This window comes from Roseobacter sp. HKCCD7870 (assembly GCF_037830315.1).
Taxonomy (GTDB): domain Bacteria; phylum Pseudomonadota; class Alphaproteobacteria; order Rhodobacterales; family Rhodobacteraceae; genus M30B80.
In genome coordinates, this window is the sequence record NZ_JBBLYO010000002.1 from 260,789 (window position 1) to 280,990 (window position 20,202).

Annotated in this window: 26 protein-coding genes; 21 read left to right on the forward strand and 5 right to left on the reverse strand. The window is 53.4% G+C overall.

Annotation, left to right across the window (positions count from 1 at the left end):
- The first annotated feature begins 52 nt into the window (after positions 1-52).
- From AAC637_RS09680 to AAC637_RS09710, 7 genes are all read left to right on the forward strand, one after another.
- Positions 53-775 carry a thiamine diphosphokinase gene (locus AAC637_RS09680; RefSeq protein WP_340303376.1) on the forward strand — a complete coding sequence of 241 codons (723 nt, stop codon included), beginning with the start codon at positions 53-55 and terminating at the stop codon, positions 773-775.
- Positions 776-879: 104 nt separating this feature from the next.
- Positions 880-1,662: a ribose-5-phosphate isomerase RpiA gene (rpiA, locus tag AAC637_RS09685; RefSeq protein WP_340303377.1), complete on the forward strand. Its 783-nt coding sequence runs from the start codon at positions 880-882 to the stop codon at positions 1,660-1,662.
- Positions 1,663-1,683: 21 nt separating this feature from the next.
- The gene (gene gorA / locus AAC637_RS09690; RefSeq protein ID WP_340303378.1) at positions 1,684-3,039 is read left to right on the forward strand and encodes a glutathione-disulfide reductase; all 1,356 of its coding nucleotides are present in this window, start codon (positions 1,684-1,686) and stop codon (positions 3,037-3,039) included.
- A 124-nt stretch (positions 3,040-3,163) separates the two neighbouring features.
- Positions 3,164-4,300 carry an FtsH protease activity modulator HflK gene (gene hflK, locus AAC637_RS09695; RefSeq protein ID WP_340303379.1) on the forward strand — a complete coding sequence of 379 codons (1,137 nt, stop codon included), beginning with the start codon at positions 3,164-3,166 and terminating at the stop codon, positions 4,298-4,300.
- On the forward strand, positions 4,300-5,178 hold the full coding sequence (hflC, locus tag AAC637_RS09700) for a protease modulator HflC (RefSeq protein WP_340303380.1): 879 nt from the start codon (positions 4,300-4,302) through the stop codon (positions 5,176-5,178). The genes hflK and hflC overlap by 1 nt, the downstream gene beginning before the upstream one ends.
- Positions 5,178-5,381 (forward strand): DUF2065 domain-containing protein, encoded by a 204-nt coding sequence (locus AAC637_RS09705; protein ID WP_340303381.1) that lies wholly within the window; start codon positions 5,178-5,180, stop codon positions 5,379-5,381. Before hflC ends, AAC637_RS09705 begins: the two co-directional genes overlap by 1 nt.
- Positions 5,382-5,574: 193 nt before the next feature.
- Positions 5,575-7,077: a Do family serine endopeptidase gene (locus AAC637_RS09710; protein ID WP_340303670.1), complete on the forward strand. Its 1,503-nt coding sequence runs from the start codon at positions 5,575-5,577 to the stop codon at positions 7,075-7,077.
- Here AAC637_RS09710 and AAC637_RS09715 read toward each other — a convergent pair.
- On the reverse strand, positions 7,074-7,244 hold the full coding sequence (locus tag AAC637_RS09715) for a hypothetical protein (protein ID WP_340303382.1): 171 nt from the start codon (positions 7,242-7,244) through the stop codon (positions 7,074-7,076). The two genes, AAC637_RS09710 and AAC637_RS09715, sit on opposite strands and share 4 nt — an antisense overlap.
- Positions 7,245-7,275: 31 nt before the next feature.
- Between AAC637_RS09715 and AAC637_RS09720 the strand changes: the two genes are divergently transcribed.
- From AAC637_RS09720 to AAC637_RS09735, 4 genes are all read left to right on the forward strand, one after another.
- Complete coding sequence (locus AAC637_RS09720; protein ID WP_340303383.1) at positions 7,276-7,797, forward strand: hypothetical protein; 522 nt, start codon at positions 7,276-7,278, stop codon at positions 7,795-7,797.
- A 164-nt stretch (positions 7,798-7,961) separates the two neighbouring features.
- Complete coding sequence (locus AAC637_RS09725) at positions 7,962-8,312, forward strand: MarR family transcriptional regulator (protein ID WP_340303384.1); 351 nt, start codon at positions 7,962-7,964, stop codon at positions 8,310-8,312.
- A gap of 154 nt (positions 8,313-8,466) precedes the next feature.
- Entirely contained in the window at positions 8,467-8,763 is a 297-nt protein-coding gene (locus AAC637_RS09730; RefSeq protein WP_340303385.1) for a hypothetical protein, read from the forward strand.
- A 45-nt stretch (positions 8,764-8,808) separates the two neighbouring features.
- The gene (locus tag AAC637_RS09735) at positions 8,809-9,342 is read left to right on the forward strand and encodes a hypothetical protein (protein ID WP_340303386.1); all 534 of its coding nucleotides are present in this window, start codon (positions 8,809-8,811) and stop codon (positions 9,340-9,342) included.
- A gap of 107 nt (positions 9,343-9,449) precedes the next feature.
- Here AAC637_RS09735 and AAC637_RS09740 read toward each other — a convergent pair whose 3' ends face one another.
- The gene (locus tag AAC637_RS09740; RefSeq protein ID WP_340303387.1) at positions 9,450-9,719 is read right to left on the reverse strand and encodes a hypothetical protein; all 270 of its coding nucleotides are present in this window, start codon (positions 9,717-9,719) and stop codon (positions 9,450-9,452) included.
- An 84-nt stretch (positions 9,720-9,803) separates the two neighbouring features.
- Positions 9,804-10,703, reverse strand: coding sequence for a LysR substrate-binding domain-containing protein (locus tag AAC637_RS09745; protein WP_340303388.1), 900 nt, complete (start codon positions 10,701-10,703; stop codon positions 9,804-9,806).
- 152 nt (positions 10,704-10,855) lie between these two features.
- On the opposite strand from AAC637_RS09745, the gene AAC637_RS09750 reads away from it, so the two are divergent.
- Both AAC637_RS09750 and AAC637_RS09755 read left to right on the forward strand, forming a co-directional pair.
- Entirely contained in the window at positions 10,856-11,938 is a 1,083-nt protein-coding gene (locus tag AAC637_RS09750) for a TauD/TfdA family dioxygenase (protein ID WP_340303389.1), read from the forward strand.
- Positions 11,935-12,663, forward strand: coding sequence for a class II aldolase/adducin family protein (locus tag AAC637_RS09755; protein WP_340303390.1), 729 nt, complete (start codon positions 11,935-11,937; stop codon positions 12,661-12,663). Before AAC637_RS09750 ends, AAC637_RS09755 begins: the two co-directional genes overlap by 4 nt.
- On the opposite strand, the gene AAC637_RS09760 is transcribed toward AAC637_RS09755, so the two are convergent.
- Positions 12,660-12,815, reverse strand: coding sequence for a hypothetical protein (locus tag AAC637_RS09760; protein WP_340303391.1), 156 nt, complete (start codon positions 12,813-12,815; stop codon positions 12,660-12,662). The genes AAC637_RS09755 and AAC637_RS09760 overlap by 4 nt on opposite strands.
- A gap of 591 nt (positions 12,816-13,406) precedes the next feature.
- Here AAC637_RS09760 and AAC637_RS09765 point away from each other — a divergent pair.
- The 8 genes from AAC637_RS09765 (at position 13,407) to AAC637_RS09795 (ending at position 19,791) form a co-directional block, all read left to right on the forward strand.
- A complete protein-coding gene (locus AAC637_RS09765; protein ID WP_340303392.1) occupies positions 13,407-13,877 on the forward strand; it encodes a type IV pilin protein in 471 nt (156 codons plus the stop codon).
- An 18-nt stretch (positions 13,878-13,895) separates the two neighbouring features.
- The gene (locus AAC637_RS12700; protein WP_445322733.1) at positions 13,896-14,354 is read left to right on the forward strand and encodes a prepilin-type N-terminal cleavage/methylation domain-containing protein; all 459 of its coding nucleotides are present in this window, start codon (positions 13,896-13,898) and stop codon (positions 14,352-14,354) included.
- Between the two features lie 9 nt (positions 14,355-14,363).
- Complete coding sequence (locus tag AAC637_RS09770; protein ID WP_340303393.1) at positions 14,364-15,380, forward strand: type IV pilus twitching motility protein PilT; 1,017 nt, start codon at positions 14,364-14,366, stop codon at positions 15,378-15,380.
- Positions 15,358-15,909, forward strand: coding sequence for a pilus assembly FimT family protein (locus tag AAC637_RS09775; protein WP_340303394.1), 552 nt, complete (start codon positions 15,358-15,360; stop codon positions 15,907-15,909). The genes AAC637_RS09770 and AAC637_RS09775 overlap by 23 nt, the downstream gene beginning before the upstream one ends.
- Positions 15,894-16,379 carry a hypothetical protein gene (locus AAC637_RS09780; protein ID WP_340303395.1) on the forward strand — a complete coding sequence of 162 codons (486 nt, stop codon included), beginning with the start codon at positions 15,894-15,896 and terminating at the stop codon, positions 16,377-16,379. The genes AAC637_RS09775 and AAC637_RS09780 overlap by 16 nt, the downstream gene beginning before the upstream one ends.
- A gap of 1 nt (position 16,380) precedes the next feature.
- On the forward strand, positions 16,381-17,046 hold the full coding sequence (locus AAC637_RS09785; protein ID WP_340303396.1) for a PilW family protein: 666 nt from the start codon (positions 16,381-16,383) through the stop codon (positions 17,044-17,046).
- 457 nt (positions 17,047-17,503) lie between these two features.
- Positions 17,504-19,120: a hypothetical protein gene (locus AAC637_RS09790; protein ID WP_340303397.1), complete on the forward strand. Its 1,617-nt coding sequence runs from the start codon at positions 17,504-17,506 to the stop codon at positions 19,118-19,120.
- A gap of 11 nt (positions 19,121-19,131) precedes the next feature.
- Complete coding sequence (locus AAC637_RS09795; protein WP_340303398.1) at positions 19,132-19,791, forward strand: hypothetical protein; 660 nt, start codon at positions 19,132-19,134, stop codon at positions 19,789-19,791.
- Positions 19,792-19,901: 110 nt separating this feature from the next.
- On the opposite strand, the gene AAC637_RS09800 is transcribed toward AAC637_RS09795, so the two are convergent.
- A complete protein-coding gene (locus tag AAC637_RS09800; RefSeq protein WP_340303399.1) occupies positions 19,902-20,126 on the reverse strand; it encodes a hypothetical protein in 225 nt (74 codons plus the stop codon).
- Positions 20,127-20,202: the final 76 nt, after the last annotated feature.

Sequence of the window (20,202 nt, forward strand, 5' to 3'; positions counted from 1 at the left end):
CAAAACCAAAACGATTTTTTTCACTGTTGCAGAATTTGGATTGAACGCATTCGTGAGCGTAGAGGTGAATGATAACGAGCTTAGCTTTGGCGGGATATCAGCGTCAGAGAACAGTTTAGCCTACACCGAACGTCTTGTGTGCCTGATAGGTGGTGGAGAAATTGAAGAACAGCCAGTAAAGGCGCTGGTCAACTCTGGAGCGATTGTGGTCGCGGCTGACGGTGGTGCTAATCACGCCTTACGCCTTGGTCTGCAGCCCGTTGCCGTGATTGGCGATATGGATTCCATCAGCCCTGAGACGCGCGCCCAATTCGGGGATGTTCTGCATCACATTCCCGAGCAGGACAGCACCGATTTTGAGAAATCTTTGCGGGTTTTGGATGTTGCGGGCATCATTGGATTTGGGTTTCTCGGGCCGCGCGCCGATCATGGATTGGCCGCGATGCAGGCCTTGGCACGGCATCAAGGCGCGCCCGTCATTTTGCAAAGCGCGCAGGATGTGGTTTTCCACCTCCCTGCGCATCGTGAAATGGCTTTTGAATTACCGCGAGATACGCGGGTCTCTTTGTTCCCTTTTGCCCCTGTGGCCTGTGCCGCTGAGGGGCTGCGTTGGCCTCTCGATGGTTTGACCTTCGATCCGATGGGGCAGATTGGCACATCCAACAAGGCCGAGGGTGGGGCGCTGCGTCTGATGGCAAAGGGGGCAGGGCTGCTTGCCATTTTGCCTGCGCGCTACCGTGATCAGGTTTTGCAGAGTTTCGGTTTGTCTCTTTGACCCTCGCATCCCTGAACAAGGTTCGTTAAACATGATGTGAGATCGACAAACGCCACTGGCGCAGTGCGGCTGACCCTTTGGCATGACAATATGGAGACGCGCGAATGGCGGCTGACCTTAACCCAATTGATAAAGCAAAATATGTGGCGGCAAAACGCGCTGTTGATTTTGTTGAAGATGGGATGCGCCTTGGGCTTGGGACGGGATCAACGGCAGCATGGATGGTGCGCTGTCTGGGTGCGATGGTGCGCGAAGACGGATTGCAGGTCACAGGTGTTGCCACATCAACACGCACAGCAGAGCTTGCCCGTGAAGTTGGCATCACAGTCAAAACCTTGGACGAGGTGAAATGGCTGGATCTCACGATTGACGGCGCGGATGAGTTTGATCCAAACCTGAACCTCATCAAAGGTGGCGGTGGTGCGTTGTTGCAAGAAAAAATCGTAGCAACCGCTTCGGATCAGATGATTGTGATTGCTGACCCTGCAAAAGAGGTAACGGGTCTTGGGGCCTTCCCTTTGCCCGTTGAGGTTATTCCGTTTGGATGGCAAACCACCAAAGCCCTGATTGAGGAAGTTTTGGTTAATCTCGATGTTCTGGGTCGCAGCACATCTTTGCGCCTTTCGGGGGAAGAGCCCTATCGCACAGATGAAGGGAATTTCATCATCGACTTGCATCTCAAGCGCATTGCCAACCCGCAACAAGCCTCGCTTGTTCTGAACCAGATCCCTGGCGTGGTAGAGAATGGTTTGTTCCTCGATATTTGCGACATTATCGTGATCGGCAATGGCGATGGCAGCGTTGAGGTGCGCAATATCAACGATGGCACGGTCGAGCGGGAAAAGATCGAAATTCTTGAGGGTGACAACCTCTTTAACCTCTCCTAATCCCTCAACTCGGGCTGATTGATGACATTTGACTATGATCTTTTCGTGATTGGTGGTGGCTCTGGCGGGGTGCGCGCCGCACGCGTTGCAGCAGGTTTGGGGGCTAAGGTGGCCTTGGCTGAGGATAGCCGCATGGGGGGCACCTGTGTGATCCGCGGATGCGTGCCCAAAAAACTGATGGTCTTTGCTTCTGAATATGCGCCGATGGCAGAAGATGCAGCGGCCTATGGGTGGGACATTTCACTGGGGGCATTTCATTGGCCGAATTTCCAGCGCAAATTATCCGCCGAGTTAGATCGCCTAGAAGGCGTTTATAACGGCCTGTTGGACAAATCAAGCGTCACTGTTTTTGCGCAGCGCGCCACCCTGTCGGATCCGCATTCCGTGCGCCTTGCCGATGGCACAATCAAATCCGCGAAACATATCTTGATCGCTACGGGCGGTCGGCCTGTCCGCCCCGATGTCAAAGGCGCGGAATATGGCATCGTATCGGATGATATTTTCAACCTGCCGCAACTGCCGAAATCAATATTGATCGTGGGCGGTGGCTATATCGCGTGCGAGTTCGCCTGTATTCTCAACGGCCTTGGGGTTGAGGTCACGCAATATTATCGCGGCGCACAAATTCTGCGTGGCTTTGATGATGAGGCGCGTGGGCTGATTTGCGATCAGATGCGGGCCAATGGGATTTCTATCCATATGGGCACCGATGTGATTGGGATTGAGAAAACAGACACGGGCTTGCGTGTTGAGGCGACAAATGGCGAGATGCAAAGTTTTGATCAGGTGTTTTTTGCCACAGGCCGCCGCCCCAACACAGATGGGTTGGGGGTAGACGCCCTCGGCGTGGAATTGGGCCGTGGTGGTGAGATTGTGGTGGATCAATTCAGCCAAACCGCCGTGCCTTCGATTTATGCGATTGGGGATGTGACCAATCGTGTGAACCTGACCCCCGTTGCCATTCGCGAAGCGATGGCCTTTGTGGCGACAGTCTTTGAAGGCAAGAAGACGCCCGTGGATCATGATTTAATCCCCTCGGCGGTGTTCACGCAGCCCGAATTTGGCACTGTGGGCCTGTCTGAGGAAGAGGCCCGCGCAGCAGGCCCAATTGAGGTCTACGCGACCTCTTTCAAACCGATGCAATCCAGTTTTGCGGGGCAGTCTGATCGGGCAATGATGAAATTGGTGGTTTGCGCTGAAACGCGCCGCGTTTTGGGCTGTCACATTGTCGCCCCGCAGGCGGGTGAGATGATCCAATTGGCGGGTATTGCTGTGAAAATGGACGCAACAAAGGAAGATTTTGACCGCGTCTGCGCCGTGCATCCCACCATGTCGGAGGAATTGGTTACACTGAAAACACCCGTCCGCGTGGCTTGAAAATCAGGCGCAAAGGCACATCTGTGACAAGACGGTGATGGCCCATGTGGTGCAGCGTGGCGCGGCAGGGCACAGATTTGACTGAATATGTAAGACGAGAGATCACAAGAGGATATAGCGCAGCATGGCTGGAAATAACGGCGGCCCTTGGGGCTCTGGTGGAAATCGCGGTGGCGATGATGATGGTCGCAATGGCGGCCCGCGCCGCCCTGAACAGGGCGGTGGGCAACAGATCCCCGAATTGGATGATTTGGTTCGCAAGGGCCAAGAGCAACTCCGCGTTTTGATGGGGGGGCGCGGTGACGGCAATGGCGGCTTTGGCGGCGGCGCAGGCGGCGGTGGTTTTAAACCGACACGCAGCATGTTTCTGCTTGGCGCGGGCGCAGGCATCGTTGCTTGGTTCTTGGCGTCCTTCTACACGGTTCAGCCGTCTCAGCAGGGCGTTGAAACATTCTTTGGCAGTTTCTATCGCACCACGGGCGATGGCCCGCATTTGGCGCCTTGGCCCTTTGTGCGCGCCCAAGTGATCGAAGTCACCACGCAGCGCACCGAGGCGATTGGGTCTTCCCGCGCGGGCGAAGGGCTGATGCTGACCACGGATGAAAACATCGTCGATATTGATTTCCAAGTTGTTTGGAACATCAAAGAACCCTCAGAGTTCCTCTTTAACCTTCGAGATCCAGAGGTGACGGTGCGCTCGGTGTCTGAGGCCGCCATGCGCGAAGTTATCGCGCAATCCGAACTTTCGCCAATTCTAAACCGTGATCGCGGCTTGATCGCAGATCAGGTGCGGGATTTGATCCAAACCACGATGGATGGATATGATTCAGGCATCAATATTGTGCGTCTCAACCTTGACCGCGCTGATCCGCCCGCCGAGGTGATTGACGCCTTCCGTGACGTGCAAGCCGCAGAACAGGAACGCGACCGACTGGAGCGTCAGGCGGATGCCTATGCCAACCAAGCCCTCGCGGGCGCGCGCGGTGAAGCGGCGCAGCTGCTGGAAGAGGCCGAAGGGTATCGCGCCCAAGTGGTCAATGAGGCCGAAGGTCAAGCAAGCCGTTTCTTGGCGGTTCTTCAAGAATATCGCGGGGCGCCCGAAGTGACACGCCGCCGTATCTATCTTGAAACCATGGAGCAGGTTCTGGGTGATGTGAACCTGATCGTCATGGATGAGAATGGCGGGGGGAATGGCGTTGTGCCGTATTTGCCGCTCAATGAATTGCGCAGAACTGAGCCCGCAGCAGGGGGGAATAACTGATGTCTCGTATTGCTTTCCTAATCCCCGTTGGCGTTCTCGCAGTTGCCGTGGCGTTCAGCTCACTGTTCATCGTGGATGAGCGTCAAAAGGCGCTTGTTCTGCAGTTTGGTCAAATTCGTCAGGTCATCGAAGAGCCAGGGTTGAACGTCAAAGTGCCGTTCATCCAAGAGGTGGTGTATTATGACGACCGGATCCTGTCGCTTGACACCCAACCGATTGAGGTGACCCCGTCTGATGATCGCCGCTTGGTGGTTGATGCCTTTGCACGCTATCGGATTTCAGATTTGGTTGCCTTCCGTCAGGCGATTGGTGCGGGCGGTCTGCGCGCGGCTGAGGCGCAGTTGCAAGATATTCTCAACCCACAGATCCGTGCTGTTTTGGGTGCTGATGGTGTGACGTCAAACACGATTTTGTCGAGCGAGCGCGCAGAACTTATGGCGCGGATCACGGCGCAAGCGCGTGTCTTGGCTGAGCGTTTGGGTCTTGAGGTTCTGGATGTGCGCCTCAAGCGCACGGAATTGCCACAGCAAAACCTTGAAGCCACCTTCGCCCGTATGGAGGCCGAACGGCAGCGCGAAGCCACAGATGAACGCGCCCGTGGTGCCGAGGCTGCACAGCGCGTCCGCGCCCAAGCCGACCGCACCGTGGTTGAGATCGTGTCAGAGGCAACCCGCGAAGCGGAAATCATCCGCGGTGAAGCAGATGGCGAACGGAACCGCATCTTTGCCGAGGCCTTCTCGCAGGATACGGAATTCTTTGAATTCTATCGTTCGATGAATGCCTATAGCCAAGCCCTGCGCACGGGGAATTCCACCTTCCTCTTGGCCCCTGATAGCGAATTCTTTGATTACTTGGGGTCTTCGCAGAGCCCGCGCTGATGCTGGGATTGTCGTGGGACATTATAATTGCAGGGCTTGGTATGGCCCTGCTTATTGAGGGGCTGGTCTTTGTGCTGGCCCCTTCGCGTTTGGAAAATCTGATTGCGTTTCTCGCGGCGATCCCCGTGGAAACGCGCCGTCTCATCGGCTTTGGCGCGGTGTGTTTTGGGGTCATCGTTCTGGCCTTTGCGGTAAGTTTGTAATTTACTTTCACGGCCTTGTGATGAGGGTGTGAGATAGGGTGATAGGGATGGTTCTTGAATAGCCTTGTGGGCGGCCAAATATTCATCTGACCCTATTGGTTATGACGGAACCTAACCACAGCTCGTCTGGGCGTAGTTTGGGAGATGAAAAAGGAGTGTGCAGGTGAGACGCGATTATCAAACCACGGAATGGATGCAGCCAAGAGGTGCTGCGCGGGCGAATGCAATTGCCATCGCGCCTCCGCAGGTCTCGCGTCTGCGCCAAACGGCGCTATTACTGGCTGCCGCACTTGTGGCGCTGGGGCTGATCACCCTGCAAAGCCCCGCGCAGGCGCAATCGGCGCGGCCTGACACATTTGCAGATTTGGTGGATCAAGTAGGCGATGCGGTGGTGAATATCACCACAACCTCAATCGTTGCCGCCCGCCAACAAGGGCCGCAGGGCATCCAACCCATGCTGCCACCTGGATCGCCATTTGAGGATTTCTTTAACGACTTCATGAACCGCAACGGCCAAGGGGGCCAAGCCCCCCGCCGCTCGCAGGCGCTTGGATCGGGGTTTGTGATCTCTGAAGATGGGTTCATCGTCACCAATAATCACGTGATCGAAGGGGCCGATGAGATTTCGATTGAATTCCGTACGGGCGAGGTGTTGCAGGCTGTATTGATTGGCACAGACCCTAACACTGATATTGCGCTTCTGAAGGTAGACCCTGAAAGCCCGCTCACCTCTGTCTCCTTTGGGGATAGTGACGCGCTGCGCGTGGGGGATTGGGTTATGGCCATGGGCAACCCTCTAGGGCAGGGGTTCTCAGTTTCGGTCGGTGTCGTATCGGCACGCGGGCGGGAATTGTCGGGGGCCTATGATGATTTCATCCAGACAGACGCTGCAATCAATCGCGGAAACTCGGGCGGGCCATTGTTCAACCTCGAGGGCGATGTCATCGGCGTAAACACTGCGATCCTGTCACCCAACGGTGGCTCGATTGGTATCGGGTTTTCTATGGCCTCGGCCGTGGTCAGCGATGTGGTTGATCAATTGCAGCAATTCGGCGAAACGCGCCGCGGATGGTTGGGCGTGCGCATTCAGGACGTGACCCAAGATATCGCCGATGGCCTGTCCTTGGAGGAGGCACGCGGTGCATTGGTCACAGATGTGCCAGAAGGCCCCGCCCGTGATGCCGGTGTCGAGGTGGGGGATGTGATCCTCAGCTTTGATGGGCAGGATGTTCAGGATACCCGCGAATTGGTGCGTGTTGTGGCCGCGGCACCTGTTGGGGAAACAGTGAATATGGACGTTCTGCGCAGTGGTGACGTTGAAACCCTCTCTGTCACCTTGGGGCGCCGCGAGACTGCGGATGCAGGCGGCGCGGGGCAGCCCGAACCGATTAAACCCGCATCCGTGGATGTGCTTGGCCTGCGCCTTGGCCCTATCACCGAAGAGGATCGTGCAGACCTCGCGGCACGGGGGCTGAGCGGTGTGGTGATTGAGGCGGTCGATCCAAGCTCGGACGCGGCGGCAAAGGGCCTACAGGCGGGCGATATCGTGACCGAAGTTTCGCAAATGCCGATTTCCACCCCGCAGGAATTTGACCAAATTGTTGGAGAGGCGCGTGATGCAGGGCAAAAATCTATTCTCTTGCTGATCCGCCGCGCGGAGGATCCACGCTTTGTTGCTCTGACCCTGACGGATTAAGGTATCCCGCCAAGCAGAGACAGACACAGGCGCGGGCTGAATTTATCTTCGGCCCGCGCTATTTCTTTGCCCCAAGCGCAAGGGTTTGCTAGGGGAGGCGTGACCAGAATTTCGACTGCCCCAAGGAGGGCCAAACCCATGCGCCATTTGCCCGTTGCTTTGATCATGACCGCCACCTTCCTTGCAGGGTGTCAACCAATGAGCATGCCCCCTGTGGAGGAGTTAAGCCCCCCCCAACAGGCTTTGGCGCAGGTGATCCCGCCCCGTGGTGGGGTGGTTATGGCCGCCTTCACAGACCCGGAACTGCAGCCGCAATATCTGACCGATGACTTGGTGCAGGCCTCGGCCCGCGCTGCCGCCTGCCATCAGGACGCCTATGGCGAGGTTCTAGAGATGAAAGATATTCTGCCAATCCTGACAATATTGCCGCAAACATTGGTCTATGAAAGTCAGATTGAAACTGCGCGTGCTGTGCAAATTTCGGTGTTGACGGGCCGTGGCACGGGCGCAGAACGGCTCGATGTGACGCTTTTGCGGGATGGGGCTGTGTGGAAGATCGCGGATCTCTCGCATGATGGAAAGTTGCTCTCTGGTCAATTGGGCGGACATTGTGATTTCATCGCCCGTGAGGCATCCGCCCTTGCGCGTGCGGCAAGCCAGACAGAAGCCGAAGTTGAGGCAATAACTGACCCTGCAGAAAGTAATGCGCAAAGCGGGTAAAATCCCCTTCAGGATTGCTGAGTACCTATCGCTGATTGCCGCTTTTTCGCTTGTGTTGTTCGCGCTAACATTGTCGGTAGTGCAAGCGTTAAGATTAAGTTCAGAAATTAATCCTAATATTTCACCAAGAAGATATTTTGTGGCACAGAATGTTGAGCTATGGTATGAATTGGCATAACGCAGCCACGGGTGGAAATTTGGCCTTGACGGTGAGCGATATGGGAAATCTTGATAAACTTGAACAGCTATGTGCCTTGGCCACTGTCCTTGATGGGATGGAGCGGGATTTAGGTTTGAATGCCCTCTCTGACCTTGAAAAAAAGGTTCTTCGTGCGGCCTATTCAGTGTCAGATCGTCACAATCACTTTGCCCCGAGCGAGGTGTTAGAGCGCCTTGAGGGCGAGCGGGATGTCTCACGCAGCTCATTTTTCCGCGCCTTGAAGACCCTCGCTGAGGCGGGGTGCATTAAGCGTATGGGTAATGAAAAGCGTGCAGGGTATCAGATTATTGGCTAATGAGTATTGAATTGATACTGTATGCTGGACAAGAGAAACGTGCTCGTGGATAGTGCGCAATGGACTGGGCGTGGCCACATCAGCGGCTATGCAGCAATTGTTTCGCGGGTTTTAGTTCAACCCAGTGAGGCAAACTTTTGCGAGGTGGAGGCAATTGGATTTAAATTTTGACATCCTCACCAATGCCGCGCGCTTGCGCCATACGTTGGAAAAAATGGAGGCGTCAGTGGGCATTCACCAACTCACTGAGGCTGAGAAATATGTGCTGAGTGCCGCGGCATTGGCCGCAAAAGCAGACGGCTCATTTTCGCTTCATGATTTAGAGGCGCAGGATTTGATCGCGGACATGCCCGTGAGCACGAAATTCCGCACGCTGCGCTGCCTGATCGATAAGGGCAAGCTGAAGCGCGCAGGCGCAGGTCGTAAGTCCGATTATATAATCGTGGCTTGATCTTTTAAGTTCTCGAGTAAGGCTGTGCGTATGCGGCATGCACTTATGACCGATCTTGTGGCCTTGGTCATGTGTTCGATCTTTTACGCGATGGCCTTTGAGGCTGTATTCGTTGTGTCGGATAAATTGCAGCAGTTCGTGCTACCTGACATTATTTATGCCAGCGTGCTGTTCTTCCCTCATGGTGTTCGAGTGCTGGCGGCCTATTTGTTTGGTTGGCGAAGCATCCTCTACCTTCTGCCTATCAGCATTGTCTTTGTGTGGTTTGGGGATGATGCTGGCACGATCTTCGAAGGGCTTGTTCTGGCATTGGGGAGCCTCGTTGCCTGCGTGCTGGCCTTCGAGGTATTGAGCCGCTTTGACTTTATTGAGCGCAATTATCTCTCGGTATCAATCGATTGGAAGAGTTTAGCCCTCGCAGGTGCGTTTGGTGCAATGATGAATGCGGCCCTGCACTACACTTTGGATGTAACAGACGTGCGGGCCTCTGGCGCTATTTTTGTCGGAGATGTGTTAGGTTTTGCAGCAGTGCTCGTAGTTTCGATGCTTTTCTTCAGATTGCTCCGCGAACTCTCCTGAGCCCATCTGCAAATGCGCTGATTGGCAAGCAGACTGCCCGTGGAAGTAAATTTTTGCACACCCAAACATAACTTATCCCCACTAGCAGTATAGCTCAGTCGTCACGCCTACTCTGCGGCAAAGTTTTTACTTTGTTTGTGTGGTGCCAGGTGCTCTAACTTTTCTGATAGTGCTTTATGAAGCCGCGGGTGTACAAAATCAGGTTCCAAGTTCGCCATCATACACACTTCTCGAAAGTCTCTCGATGGGTATTCTCCAATCCAGCGCCTGACGTCTTGAAACTCTCGATCTCTGCTGCTTTCGCTTGCTTGTAAATCCTGATTTGCCCTCCACAGGACGGCTTGCCACAGTCTCAACTCTGGAATCGGATCGCTCATTGCGTGAGGCTATCATGGGTATTTTTTCTATCAAGATGAAAGATAACTGCACGTCGATATAATTTGTAGACCTAGCCCCGTAGACTAAGCCACTGTCTTGATCCAGTTAATAAACGAGCGGGTATTTTGTGTCGGTGTTTTCCAGCTTGAGATGTAATATGCCGTACCAAAATTATGGGCTAGATGTGCGAGTGGACGAAGTGTTCCATCATTAATTGCGCCAGCAGTAATTGAGCGCCACCCCAGCATGAGGCCTCGGCCATCCAGAGCTGCCTGCATGGCTTGGACATAGTTATTAAATGAGTGCCCTGCCTGCTTGGGCGCTGGCATACCCTTGGCTGCAAGATAGGCCTCCCACCCGGCCCAGTGTTGTGTGTGCGGGTTTCGCACATGTATTAAGGGGGCGCTCCATATTGGAGTGCCACTTGCTCGCAGTGTGTCGATGAGCTTAGGGGCTCCCACGGGACAGACCACTTCATCAAACAGCTTTTCGTTGTGCCCGTCGCGCCAATTCTGAGCCCCATAACGTAGGGCCAGATCGATATCTGGCGACAGTATTGGTAAGTCTGTGGGTGGCGCCTGGACGTTCACCGTTATTTCTGGGTGCAGCGCGTAAAACTGCGGGAGGCGGGGCATCAGCCAATAGGTTGCAACCCCCAGAGTGCAGGCGACTGTGATTTGCAGCTCATGTCCCGCTTGGGCTGCCTGAATGTCGCTGATGGTTGCGCGGATTTGGCTCAATCCCTCGCGCACAGAGCGCGCCAGCATCTCACCTTCTTCCGTCAAGCTTGCCGGTTTGCGGCGTCGATCCAATAGTGCGGCGCCGATATATTCCTCGAGCGTCTTTATCGCCTGACTGATCGCTGGCTGGCTCACGTTCATTTGTGCGGCGGTCTCGCGCATGGATCCGTGCCGGGCGAGTGCCTCAAAGCAGACCAATAAGCGAAGTGGGGGGAAGTGGTCCATAATATGAATATAACTCATGGCTTATGTTATATTCATAGAAATCCATCTATAATTAAAAAATCAATGTGCAATTGTAATTTTTAATTATTGTAATTATCTGGACTAAAGTAATGCTTGACGGAAAATCCTCAGTCGTAATGGCAGTAGAGTTGGGGGGTAGGGGCCTGTTCGTGACCCTGCCCAAGCGGGGGCGTCGCTACCTAAATTATTACTGGCTGCGCGACAATTGCCCTAGCTCCTTCAGCCCAATAACGCGTGAACGTAGTTTTGACATTTTTCATTTAGAGCAACCGCCACGAGCGAAAGCAGCCCGGATTGCTGATGGTATCCTGCATGTTGAGTGGGTAGACGAGGATCACGTGACGCGCATGCCGCTGGACTGGATTGAAACTTATGCAATTGGCAAGTCCCGCCCAGATCCAGCCGACCTCAAGCGTGAGGCTTGGTACAGCGATCACTACCCCAATGTTCCGCGTTTTGCGCAACCGGATCTCCTTGCAGACACTGGACAGCGCTCAGCGTGGATTGAGGCTATGCTCGTCCATGGCTTTACGATAGTCACGGACATGCCCGACAGTGACGAGGGATTGACCCAGACTGCTGAGTTGATGGGGTATGTTCGCCCGACATTCTTCGGCACTTATTTTGATGTGCGCACTCACATCAATCCAACCAACACCGCCTACACCTCGGCTGCGCTCGAGCTACACACAGACACACCCGCAGAGGAGTTTGCGCCGGGCATTCAGTTTCTTCACTGTCGTGTCAACACAGTTGAGGGAGGGCAGAGCCTTTACTCTGACGGCGTGGCAGTGGCTAATGACTTCCGGCTGCGAGACCCACGGGGGTTTGAGCTCCTCTCAACGATCTCAATTCCGTTCTTCTGTGAACACGATCACTATGATGCACGCTCACGCCAGACTGTGATTGAACTCGACAATCATGGCGAGGTGTCCGGTCTCACAATTAGCCAGCACATGGCAGATATTTTTGATCTCGATCAGACACTGTTGGACGAGTATTACCCTGCCTTCTGCCGGTTTGGCCGTATGCTCCAAGAGGACAAGTATATGATGCGCTTCATGATGAAGGGCGGCGAGTGCATGGTGTTCGATAATCACAGAATTGTTCACGGGCGCGCGGCCTATTCAGCAACGAGTGGGGATCGCTACCTGCGCGGTTGCTACGTTGATCGTGGCGAGATGCGCTCGACATATCGCGCATTGGTCAGTGAGGGGCGGTTTAAGTCATGATGGACGAACATGAAATTACCCTGCGCGCAGAATTAGCCGATGCGTTTCGAATTTGTCACGCTCTCGGCTGGAGCGAAAGTGTCGGTAACCACTTCAGCGCGGCGCTAGACCCGGATGGCAAAGTCTTTCTTCTAAATCCCCGGTGGCAGCACTTTGCGACTATCAGTCCCGAGGATCTCTTGGCCTTAAACTCAGGTGACCCATCCGTCATGACGCGGGATAATGCGCCGGATGCGTCTGCTTGGTGTATTCACGGGACAATCCACCGGCGACTGCCGAGCGCGCGTGTGGTGTTGCACGTGCACTCGCCCTATGCGACTGCCTTAGCCTGCCTTGAAGACCCCACACTCTGGCCGATTGACAATAACACTGCACGCTTCTTCGGCCGGGTTGCGTACGACCTGCAATTTGGTGGCATTGCGGACGCGCTAGAGGAAGGCGAAAGGATTGCAGAGGCACTGTCTGATAAATCAGTGCTCGTGATGGGCAACCACGGCGTCACTGTCGCGGGACCTACCGTTGCCGATGCGTTTGAGGATCTTTATTTTTTCGAGCGTGCGGCCCAGACCCTCATGCTGGCCTATGCAACTGGACGCCCCCTGGCGGTGCTAGAGGATAAAGTGGCGAGGGACACCGCAGAGGGTTGGGTGGTCTATCGTGGTATGGCGGCACGCCACTTTAACCACCTGAGGACTGCCTATGGGCTAGCAAATAACGCTGGCTAGACAAAACTCGTGACGGGCAGGCCCAGGCCACTCGCCATTTTCTTGCGATAGCGATATTGTCCGAGCGGTTCGCTTTCGATCTGAGCAACAGCCACGCCGGCCTCCTCCCAAGCTTCCTGCTTTGCAGCGGGGGACCCGTGCTTGCCCGGCATTGGCCAGCCCTTCGGAATAATTCAGCGCTTTGTGCCGCGGCTCGTAACCAGAAGGATCTGTAATTTCCTTTTTTTGTGGTGATAGCACAGTGCGCCGACTTGAACCCACTCGGGGCGCTGCACCAACAGCTTAAGGCTCTCTTCAACGATTTTTGGAATAAAATTTTTCATGCGGTGCGGATGCCGCCTCTCTGGCATTGATTAATTACACATTTTTATCCTAGTGTGTGCCTCCCGAGACCGCTACCCAAGTATTCCAAAAACTTACTTGTCCTCTCTGCGATGTTGGCATGCGCGCGTTGGCACAAAGAGAGGCGGAAAAACCTTCCCCCAGTCCACGATGCAGCTTTCAACGCAAGCATGCTGTCTCGATTTCGACGGAGTATTTTTTTATTTGTGTGGATGCGCTTGGTCTGTAATGAAGCCCGCCGATTGGGTCGCCCGCGGCGAATGAATCCATATCTGCGGCCTCGAATCCCTTTCGCGAGCAACTATTTAGCTTATTGCCTAGCACATTTTTTGGACTATAGTTATGGGAGTTGTGGACTTGCTGACTCGAATTGTCAAGAACTTTATATCTAGAGGCTGTACATGAAAATCACCCAAGTGAATATTCGCAAAGTCAAAGGGTTTACCTTGATTGAATTGCTGATTGTGGTTGCGATCGTTGGTGTTCTGGCTGCGGTTGGGATCCCTGCGTACAATAATTACATCAACAACGCTAAGGTTGCGTCTGCTGAAACTAACCACAGCCGCATCGTGAGTATGATGACTGCGCTTGCTGCAGAATGCACAATCAACGGTGGCGTCGCCGTATTTAAAAATGCTAATGGCGCCGATTCTAACGTTCAATGCAGTGGCGCCAACAATTTCGTAAGTAACTTTGCGAATCACTGCCAGGGCACTGGATTCACCAACCCGTTTTCTAGCGGCAATGCATGTGAGGCTCGAGCTAACCCCTCTGCTGATGGCATGACGTCAATATCGCGATCTGGGAGCGTGCACACTATCACTACCGACGTCGGTAGCTCAAACCTTACTTCCACCTTCACGGTGAACTAACTGGTGTGCCTCGGTCGTATGCTTAACAATTTAAGACACGCGATCCGAGGCCCACTTTCTGCTCGTCTAGTGGCGTTCACACTAATCGAGCTTCTGATCGTAGTGGCTCTTGTTGCGATTTTGGCTGCCGTCGCGGTACCTCAGTATCAAAACTACATAAAGTTACAGAAAATCCAGAGCGCGAAGCTGGATTTAGGCGTAATTTCAGCTGCCGCGGAGGACAACTTCCAAATGTACGGTAGTTTTGCGATCCCAAACGCTGGTGGTGTGGCGATTGTAGGCTCCGCCCAGGTGAGCTCTCAGATTTTACTAGATGACATTAATCTGGCGACGTCGGGTACCAACCCACCTTATTCTTTTAATTTTCATCCGTCTGGCTCTGACTTCTACGTTGTTGCGGTCCCAAGTGCAGACACATGCGTTGGATGTCCAGGTCTCAGATTGGATCGAGGGTCGTCAGAAATTATTTTTAATTAGGTTTGAGTAATGTCAGATATACACCTTCGTATCGCGAACTTGGCCAAGAATAGCGGCGTTTCCGACTTTCACATAACTGACAACATGCCGTTGCGGTATCGCGCTAACGGTTTGCTCCAGAAAGATAGCCTCAACACGCCGCCTAGTTTTGTCCATTCGCTGATGTCGGGTGTGATATCTGAAGATGAGCTAGAAGCATTTGAAATAAACGGTGACACAGATTTCGCGATTGATATTGAGGACCTACGCTTCCGCGTAAATGCCTTCAAGACGGCCTCTGGACATTGCGCAATATTGCGTCTCATCCCCTCTCGGCCGCCGTCATTAGTAGATCTCAACCTACCGCCAGTTGTGAGTGAAGTGTGTGGGCTACGGAATGGGCTGGTTCTGGTGACGGGAGCAACGGGATCTGGCAAGAGCACTTCTCTAGCGGCGATGATCCGTCACATTAACGAGACAAAACAACACAACATTATAACCATCGAAGATCCAATTGAATTCATTCATGAGCCGCAGCAGTCAAACATCGTCCAGCGTCAAGTTGGTAAGGACACTACATCATTTGCCCGTTCACTGCGCGGTGCACTGCGCCAGGACCCTGACGTGATCTTGGTCGGGGAGTTGCGCGACTTGGAAACAATTGGGCTTGCCCTCACGGCAGCAGAGACTGGGCACCTTGTGTTTGCAACTCTCCACACGTCGTCTGCGCCAGGCGCAATTACACGCATGTTAGATGTTTTCCCAGTGGAGCAACAGGCACAGATTAAGACGCAACTTGCGCAGAGTCTTCGTATGGTCCTAACACAATCGTTGCATCGAACGACTGACGGAACTGGGCGAGTGGCAAGTTTTGAGGTTCTCATCAATAATACACCTGTGTCGAACTTGATACGTGAAGGCAAAGTGCATCAGTTGTTGAATGTTATGCAAACTGGTCGCAATCTTGGCATGGTTACGATGGAGCATTCAGTGGCGGAACTTAAAAAGGCTGGTCTGATCCCGGGTGACGCAGTTGTTGGACATTAAGCTTAACGCATTCACTTTACTTGAACTACTGGTTACTCTTGCGGTCATAGGTATCGTTGCTGCTGTGGGTGCGCCTTATGGCGTGTCCCGTGTTTGTGACGCCCGCCATAACGCATTGGCGTCTGGTATATACACCGAATTGTCCAACGCACGGTTGTTTGCACTGCACAACAATCGATACACTCGGGTCAACATCGGGTCCAATGCTAACAACGGATTGTCCATTTATCGTTTTTATAGTACTGCAACTCACTTAAATTGTGGTATTGATGCAAACGGCAATGGTAGTCAGGTTTTGTCGAGGCGAGATTTTGATGCAATTGAGGCCGTGGGCATGTTCAGTAGCTACTTTTGTTTTAGCAACGAAGGTATGCTCGAGCAGAGCAACTACAACCAGGCCGCCCTGGTGGATCATCGCTGCGGCTCACGTGACTACGGGTTGAGGGTCAATTTCATTGGTAAGGCTGGTTTTTTTATTTTGGAAGAAAACTTGCCCGCTATGCAGGCCGGTTCATGGAGAGCGATTTGAACCATAATGCGGCAGCATTCGCGCTTCTCGAGGTACTGATAGCGAGCGTTATCGCTGCCGCTTCATTCGTCTTCGCGCTGGTGGCAATCGACTACAACCACCGGCAATCGGGGCTTTATAATCTCTACAGCTCGGTGATCGAAAGTGGTTCAGAATTCAACGACTTATTTATGTTGCAAGCGCACCGCGGTTCGCCAACCTCCACTCTTTCGGTAGCAATAACAGGTTCCAGCACTTCCAGCTGTGGCAGTTTCTCTCACCTTTACAGTGGCTCTACGGCAGTTTCTCTCTGTCGCGGCCTCTCTCGGCGAATTGACGCATCGACACAGGCCCCGCTTTCGCAGCTGTCTGTGGATTATGGACAAACAACGCTGTGGGGGCAGGTAGCCCGTACCGTTACGGTAGCTAACAGTATCCCGTCCACCAACCAGATCCGCTCTAGCCGTTTCATTATACCGTGGGGCGACTAACATGGAAAAGACGCTCCCCGCTTTTACCCTTTTGGAGCTGTTGATCGCCAGTGTGGTGGCTACGACCCTCTTCCTCGCGGCGACTACGGTCATGCGTAACTACAACCAAATTCTTGCAGGCAACATAGCACTAGCACAAGTTAACGGCCAGCACAGCATCGTCCAAAACTTTATGACGCGCCTGATAAATAATGCTGGCTATCAAGATTTGGACAATGGCCTAGGCAACCATCCTGGCTGCTACCTAAGCGCGTCTCCGGTCAGAATCTCAGTTGCGTATGACGAGCTTTCTGGGGCCAGACAAAGAACAGACCTCGAGTTTGTTGCAACCGGCGGGGGATATCGAGGCTTTGATGTAGGCAGTAGTGTGATAGAGTTTAGTATCCACGATTGGGATCGTGCTTCTAACACGTTCGTATTGCAAAATCAGTCAGATGGTCCGCTGGTGGACCATGTGGAGGGCTTTTACGTCTCGGCAACACCCTCTAACTGCAATCCTGAGCTGCTGATAGTCGGGGTATTGCTTCGGTCTCGCGAAGCTATTTTTCGTCGGGCGCGGGCTCAGTCGTTCTCCTCAGAATACTTCAATGTGGCGTCCGTCAATAGCGCGCATATTTTCTCGTACAACGAGTTTTTGATCACTCCCAAAAATGTATTATTTAGATGAGGCCGGCACCGGGTTACATATTGCCGACCGTGCTTGTTATTAGCTTGTTTTTAGCTATAGCTGTGACAGCAACATTTCAGGACGTTTCGAGCAGGTATCGCGTCTTGAATTCTTCAGTGGCCCGAGTGGACGAGGCTATTGAGCGAGTGAGCTGTGTTGAACTGGCTCGGTTGTATTTGGAGAATGAAATGAAGACACAAGCCTTGAGTGCCTATCTCCGAAATAACACGCGTCTACCTTCAAACTTTGCCGCTTCTGCAGGATACAGCTGTCCCAATGTGCGTCTCGTGGCCCTTACGCACACTAGCGCCGCCTCAAATACCTCAACTGCGAGCCTGAGCGCGCAGTATGGTGCGGGAACCTCTAGGACGCAGCGCTACTTACAGATCCGAGTGGAAGACGACATGAACCAGCCCGGACTTAACACCAACATTGCCGTCACTATGAGTTACGCAGAATGAATTTTAGTGCATTAAAAAATTTAGGGCTCTCTAAGAGATTGCGCCGGGATTCCGGGCCTATTCGCAACCCGATGCATGCGGAGGCGCGCCCTAAGAAACCGGAATTGCGCGCCAGCAAGACTTTACTTTCTGTTCTAGTTGATCAACGTCACTTGCTTTGCGTGCTTCAGACCTTTGACGGTGGAGGGGGGCAGATCACGGCCGTCCGCGAGTTCGGGATAGATCTGTCCGACGCGGAGGTACCCCGACCAGTGACATTTTCGGCGCTGCTGTCAGATTTTATTGGACCGAAGCACTCGGTCGATGCAGCCTTTATTTATCTTGGCGAAAGCCTCACCGAGCAGCATAAGGTGGTGGCCAATGGCATGAGCCGCGAGGATGTGCTTGCTGCGATCCGCAATCAATCTTTCTGGCCGAACATGGTAGTCACTGCGCGTGAACTCGAAGAGCAGGAGGTCTGCTTTGAGCTGTTCGAGCTAGACGGATCGGAGGGTTCCGGCATCGTAGCGCAGGCAGTGTTCTTAAACCATGATCTTTTGGCCGATATCGAGAAGTCGCTGGCCAGCTTGAAACTTCAATGTTTCTCTATCTCGCCGATTGGCAGCGCAATATCTGGATGTCTTCTACACGGTTCTGAATTGGATGTAGTGGGAGTGGATATCCATTCGGATGGCCGAGCCGTTATCTATCCTAGTGGGGCTGGGCGCTACACGCCGGTCGATGTTTACCTCCCGGTGTCTGGCTCAAAAATCCAGCCATTCAATCCGGCTCTTTCCTCGGCCCCCACTACCAATGCGGATGGCGGGCCGCACCCAATTTGGGGAATGAACAATTTTGAGACAGTAGATGCCAGATACGTGATATTTAGTGCCCCTGAAGGCATCGACGTAGAAGTCCTTCGAGGGCCAAATGTCCATTCTCTAGAGAGATTTGATGCGCAGATTGACACAAACGCAGTCGAGGACCAGTTCAATCGAATATCCTCTACGCGTCTGGTTACGGAGGCCATTTACATGGCCCAGTATACGCAGATATTCACCGCGGCCGCTCCAGGCGGTCCACCCCGAGACAGTGACCTAAACTTTCGTGACAAGTCTTGGGACCTTTTTGACGGAGACCGGCGCAAGTCTGCGCTCCGTCGTTCGTTGTTCGTCTCTAGCGCACTTGGGGTGATGTCTGCGATTGCCATAACGGCTACCGCGAGGATGTTCCTGCCAGATTATAATCAAATAGCGCTCGATAATGAACAGGTTAAGTCCGAGTTGGTCGCGTTGGATAGTGATGTAATGACGGTTAGGCAGGAGTTTGAGATGCTCGCCCTGCGAGAGGAGGCGATTGCACAAATATCAGGAAACCATCGCGACGTTTACGCCGCTCTGATTTCGGTTTTGGCTCGCGTCCCGTCTCAAGTGCAGCTCTCTCGCGTGTCGCTAGCGGGGGAGGCTGGTAATGTCTCTGTAGAGGGCATTGGTATTAATGAAATTGCGGTTTCAAATTTTGTGGGACTGCTGTCGGGTGGGGGCAGGGCCCGGGCCTCTCTGTTGCAGATTTCAGTAAATGAAGAGGGCGGCTTTGCTTTTGAGGTCTCAGTTCCATATGCCGACTTGCTATAGGATTTCGTTCGATGGACTTAAACCAAGATATTGGTGCGCTCATAAGAGAGCTTTTTGCAAAGATGAGTGCACCGCGCTCGTCAAATGTTGGTGGCGTTATAAAAATGGGGCGCCTCGCCCCGGCTTTGGCTTTTGCAATCCCCGCTGTCGGGGCGGCGAGTGTCCCGGCTTATCAGTATGTTTCCAATCTGAGCCTCCCAGGAGAATACCAGAGAAACGTCGCCTTGTACGAACAAAGGGCCTCTGAATATTCTACACTTCGCGCAGAGCTTGAGGAGAAAACCCTACAGTTGAATGTTGACGGCGGTCTGTTTGAAGACCAGAGGGAGATCGAGCAATTTTTCTCGTTTATAGCAAACGAGGTTGTCAGCCATCGGCTGACAACCTCGTCTTTCTCCCAGTCTGAGGTGGTGGCGCCCACAATCGAAGAGGGAAGCGAGCAGCTATTCTTCGTTGTGAATCCCGGAGCGAAGCTTGACCTCAGTGGAGACTACCGCAGCGTGATGGCGTTTCTCACTGCGATAAGGGACCTAGACAAGGAAATTGTCGTGAGTGAGCTAGTGCTGGGGCATCCTGAAGTGCCGCAGGGTAATGCCGATGTTGCCCAATCTGGCGACCTAGCTTTGTCGTTAAGTCTTCAGGTATTTCGATTTGTGAGTATTGCACAATGAGACGACAACGGCCGCATCTTTGTAGTTTGGTGATATTAACGTCTGCGGGATTGTTGGCCTCGGCTGTTGCGCCGGCCCAAACTATTCCACCGAATCCATTTGTTAGCAGGCTAGAGGCCCCTGGCCGTCTGGAACCAGTCGGCATTGACGCGTCCATAAGCGATCAGGAAGACACCGCGGACGAGCTCGAAATTGGCTTGGAAGTGGTGGGCGCTGCATTGAGCGGAGAAGTCCGCATAATTACATTGAGACGGGATCAAGGCCTTGTATTCAGTGTTGCGGAGGGGGAGGTGATCGATGATAATCTCAAGGTTATTGAAATCGGTGACCATCATGTAACCTTGGAGCGTATTGATGATAACACGCTTCTGCAAATAGAGTTAATCGGGGGTTATGATGATTAGAATTCGA

Bases quoted from the DNA above. Each gene is read 5' to 3' on its own strand.
- rpiA (WP_340303377.1), top strand. From the start codon at position 880: ATGGCGGCTGACCTTAACCCAATTGATAAAGCAAAATATGTGGCGGCA.
- gorA (WP_340303378.1), top strand. From the start codon at position 1,684: ATGACATTTGACTATGATCTTTTCGTGATTGGTGGTGGCTCTGGCGGG.
- hflK (WP_340303379.1), top strand. From the start codon at position 3,164: ATGGCTGGAAATAACGGCGGCCCTTGGGGCTCTGGTGGAAATCGCGGT.
- hflC (WP_340303380.1), top strand. From the start codon at position 4,300: ATGTCTCGTATTGCTTTCCTAATCCCCGTTGGCGTTCTCGCAGTTGCC.
- AAC637_RS09705 (WP_340303381.1), top strand. From the start codon at position 5,178: ATGCTGGGATTGTCGTGGGACATTATAATTGCAGGGCTTGGTATGGCC.
- AAC637_RS09710 (WP_340303670.1), top strand. From the start codon at position 5,575: ATGCAGCCAAGAGGTGCTGCGCGGGCGAATGCAATTGCCATCGCGCCT.
- AAC637_RS09715 (WP_340303382.1), bottom strand. From the start codon at position 7,244: ATGATCAAAGCAACGGGCAAATGGCGCATGGGTTTGGCCCTCCTTGGG.
- AAC637_RS09720 (WP_340303383.1), top strand. From the start codon at position 7,276: ATGAGCATGCCCCCTGTGGAGGAGTTAAGCCCCCCCCAACAGGCTTTG.
- AAC637_RS09725 (WP_340303384.1), top strand. From the start codon at position 7,962: ATGAATTGGCATAACGCAGCCACGGGTGGAAATTTGGCCTTGACGGTG.
- AAC637_RS09735 (WP_340303386.1), top strand. From the start codon at position 8,809: ATGACCGATCTTGTGGCCTTGGTCATGTGTTCGATCTTTTACGCGATG.
- AAC637_RS09740 (WP_340303387.1), bottom strand. From the start codon at position 9,719: ATGAGCGATCCGATTCCAGAGTTGAGACTGTGGCAAGCCGTCCTGTGG.
- AAC637_RS09745 (WP_340303388.1), bottom strand. From the start codon at position 10,703: ATGAGTTATATTCATATTATGGACCACTTCCCCCCACTTCGCTTATTG.
- AAC637_RS09755 (WP_340303390.1), top strand. From the start codon at position 11,935: ATGATGGACGAACATGAAATTACCCTGCGCGCAGAATTAGCCGATGCG.
- AAC637_RS09760 (WP_340303391.1), bottom strand. From the start codon at position 12,815: ATGCCGGGCAAGCACGGGTCCCCCGCTGCAAAGCAGGAAGCTTGGGAG.
- AAC637_RS09765 (WP_340303392.1), top strand. From the start codon at position 13,407: ATGAAAATCACCCAAGTGAATATTCGCAAAGTCAAAGGGTTTACCTTG.
- AAC637_RS12700 (WP_445322733.1), top strand. From the start codon at position 13,896: ATGCTTAACAATTTAAGACACGCGATCCGAGGCCCACTTTCTGCTCGT.
- AAC637_RS09770 (WP_340303393.1), top strand. From the start codon at position 14,364: ATGTCAGATATACACCTTCGTATCGCGAACTTGGCCAAGAATAGCGGC.
- AAC637_RS09780 (WP_340303395.1), top strand. From the start codon at position 15,894: ATGGAGAGCGATTTGAACCATAATGCGGCAGCATTCGCGCTTCTCGAG.
- AAC637_RS09785 (WP_340303396.1), top strand. From the start codon at position 16,381: ATGGAAAAGACGCTCCCCGCTTTTACCCTTTTGGAGCTGTTGATCGCC.
- AAC637_RS09790 (WP_340303397.1), top strand. From the start codon at position 17,504: ATGAATTTTAGTGCATTAAAAAATTTAGGGCTCTCTAAGAGATTGCGC.
- AAC637_RS09795 (WP_340303398.1), top strand. From the start codon at position 19,132: ATGGACTTAAACCAAGATATTGGTGCGCTCATAAGAGAGCTTTTTGCA.
- AAC637_RS09800 (WP_340303399.1), bottom strand. From the start codon at position 20,126: ATGATGGTCACCGATTTCAATAACCTTGAGATTATCATCGATCACCTC.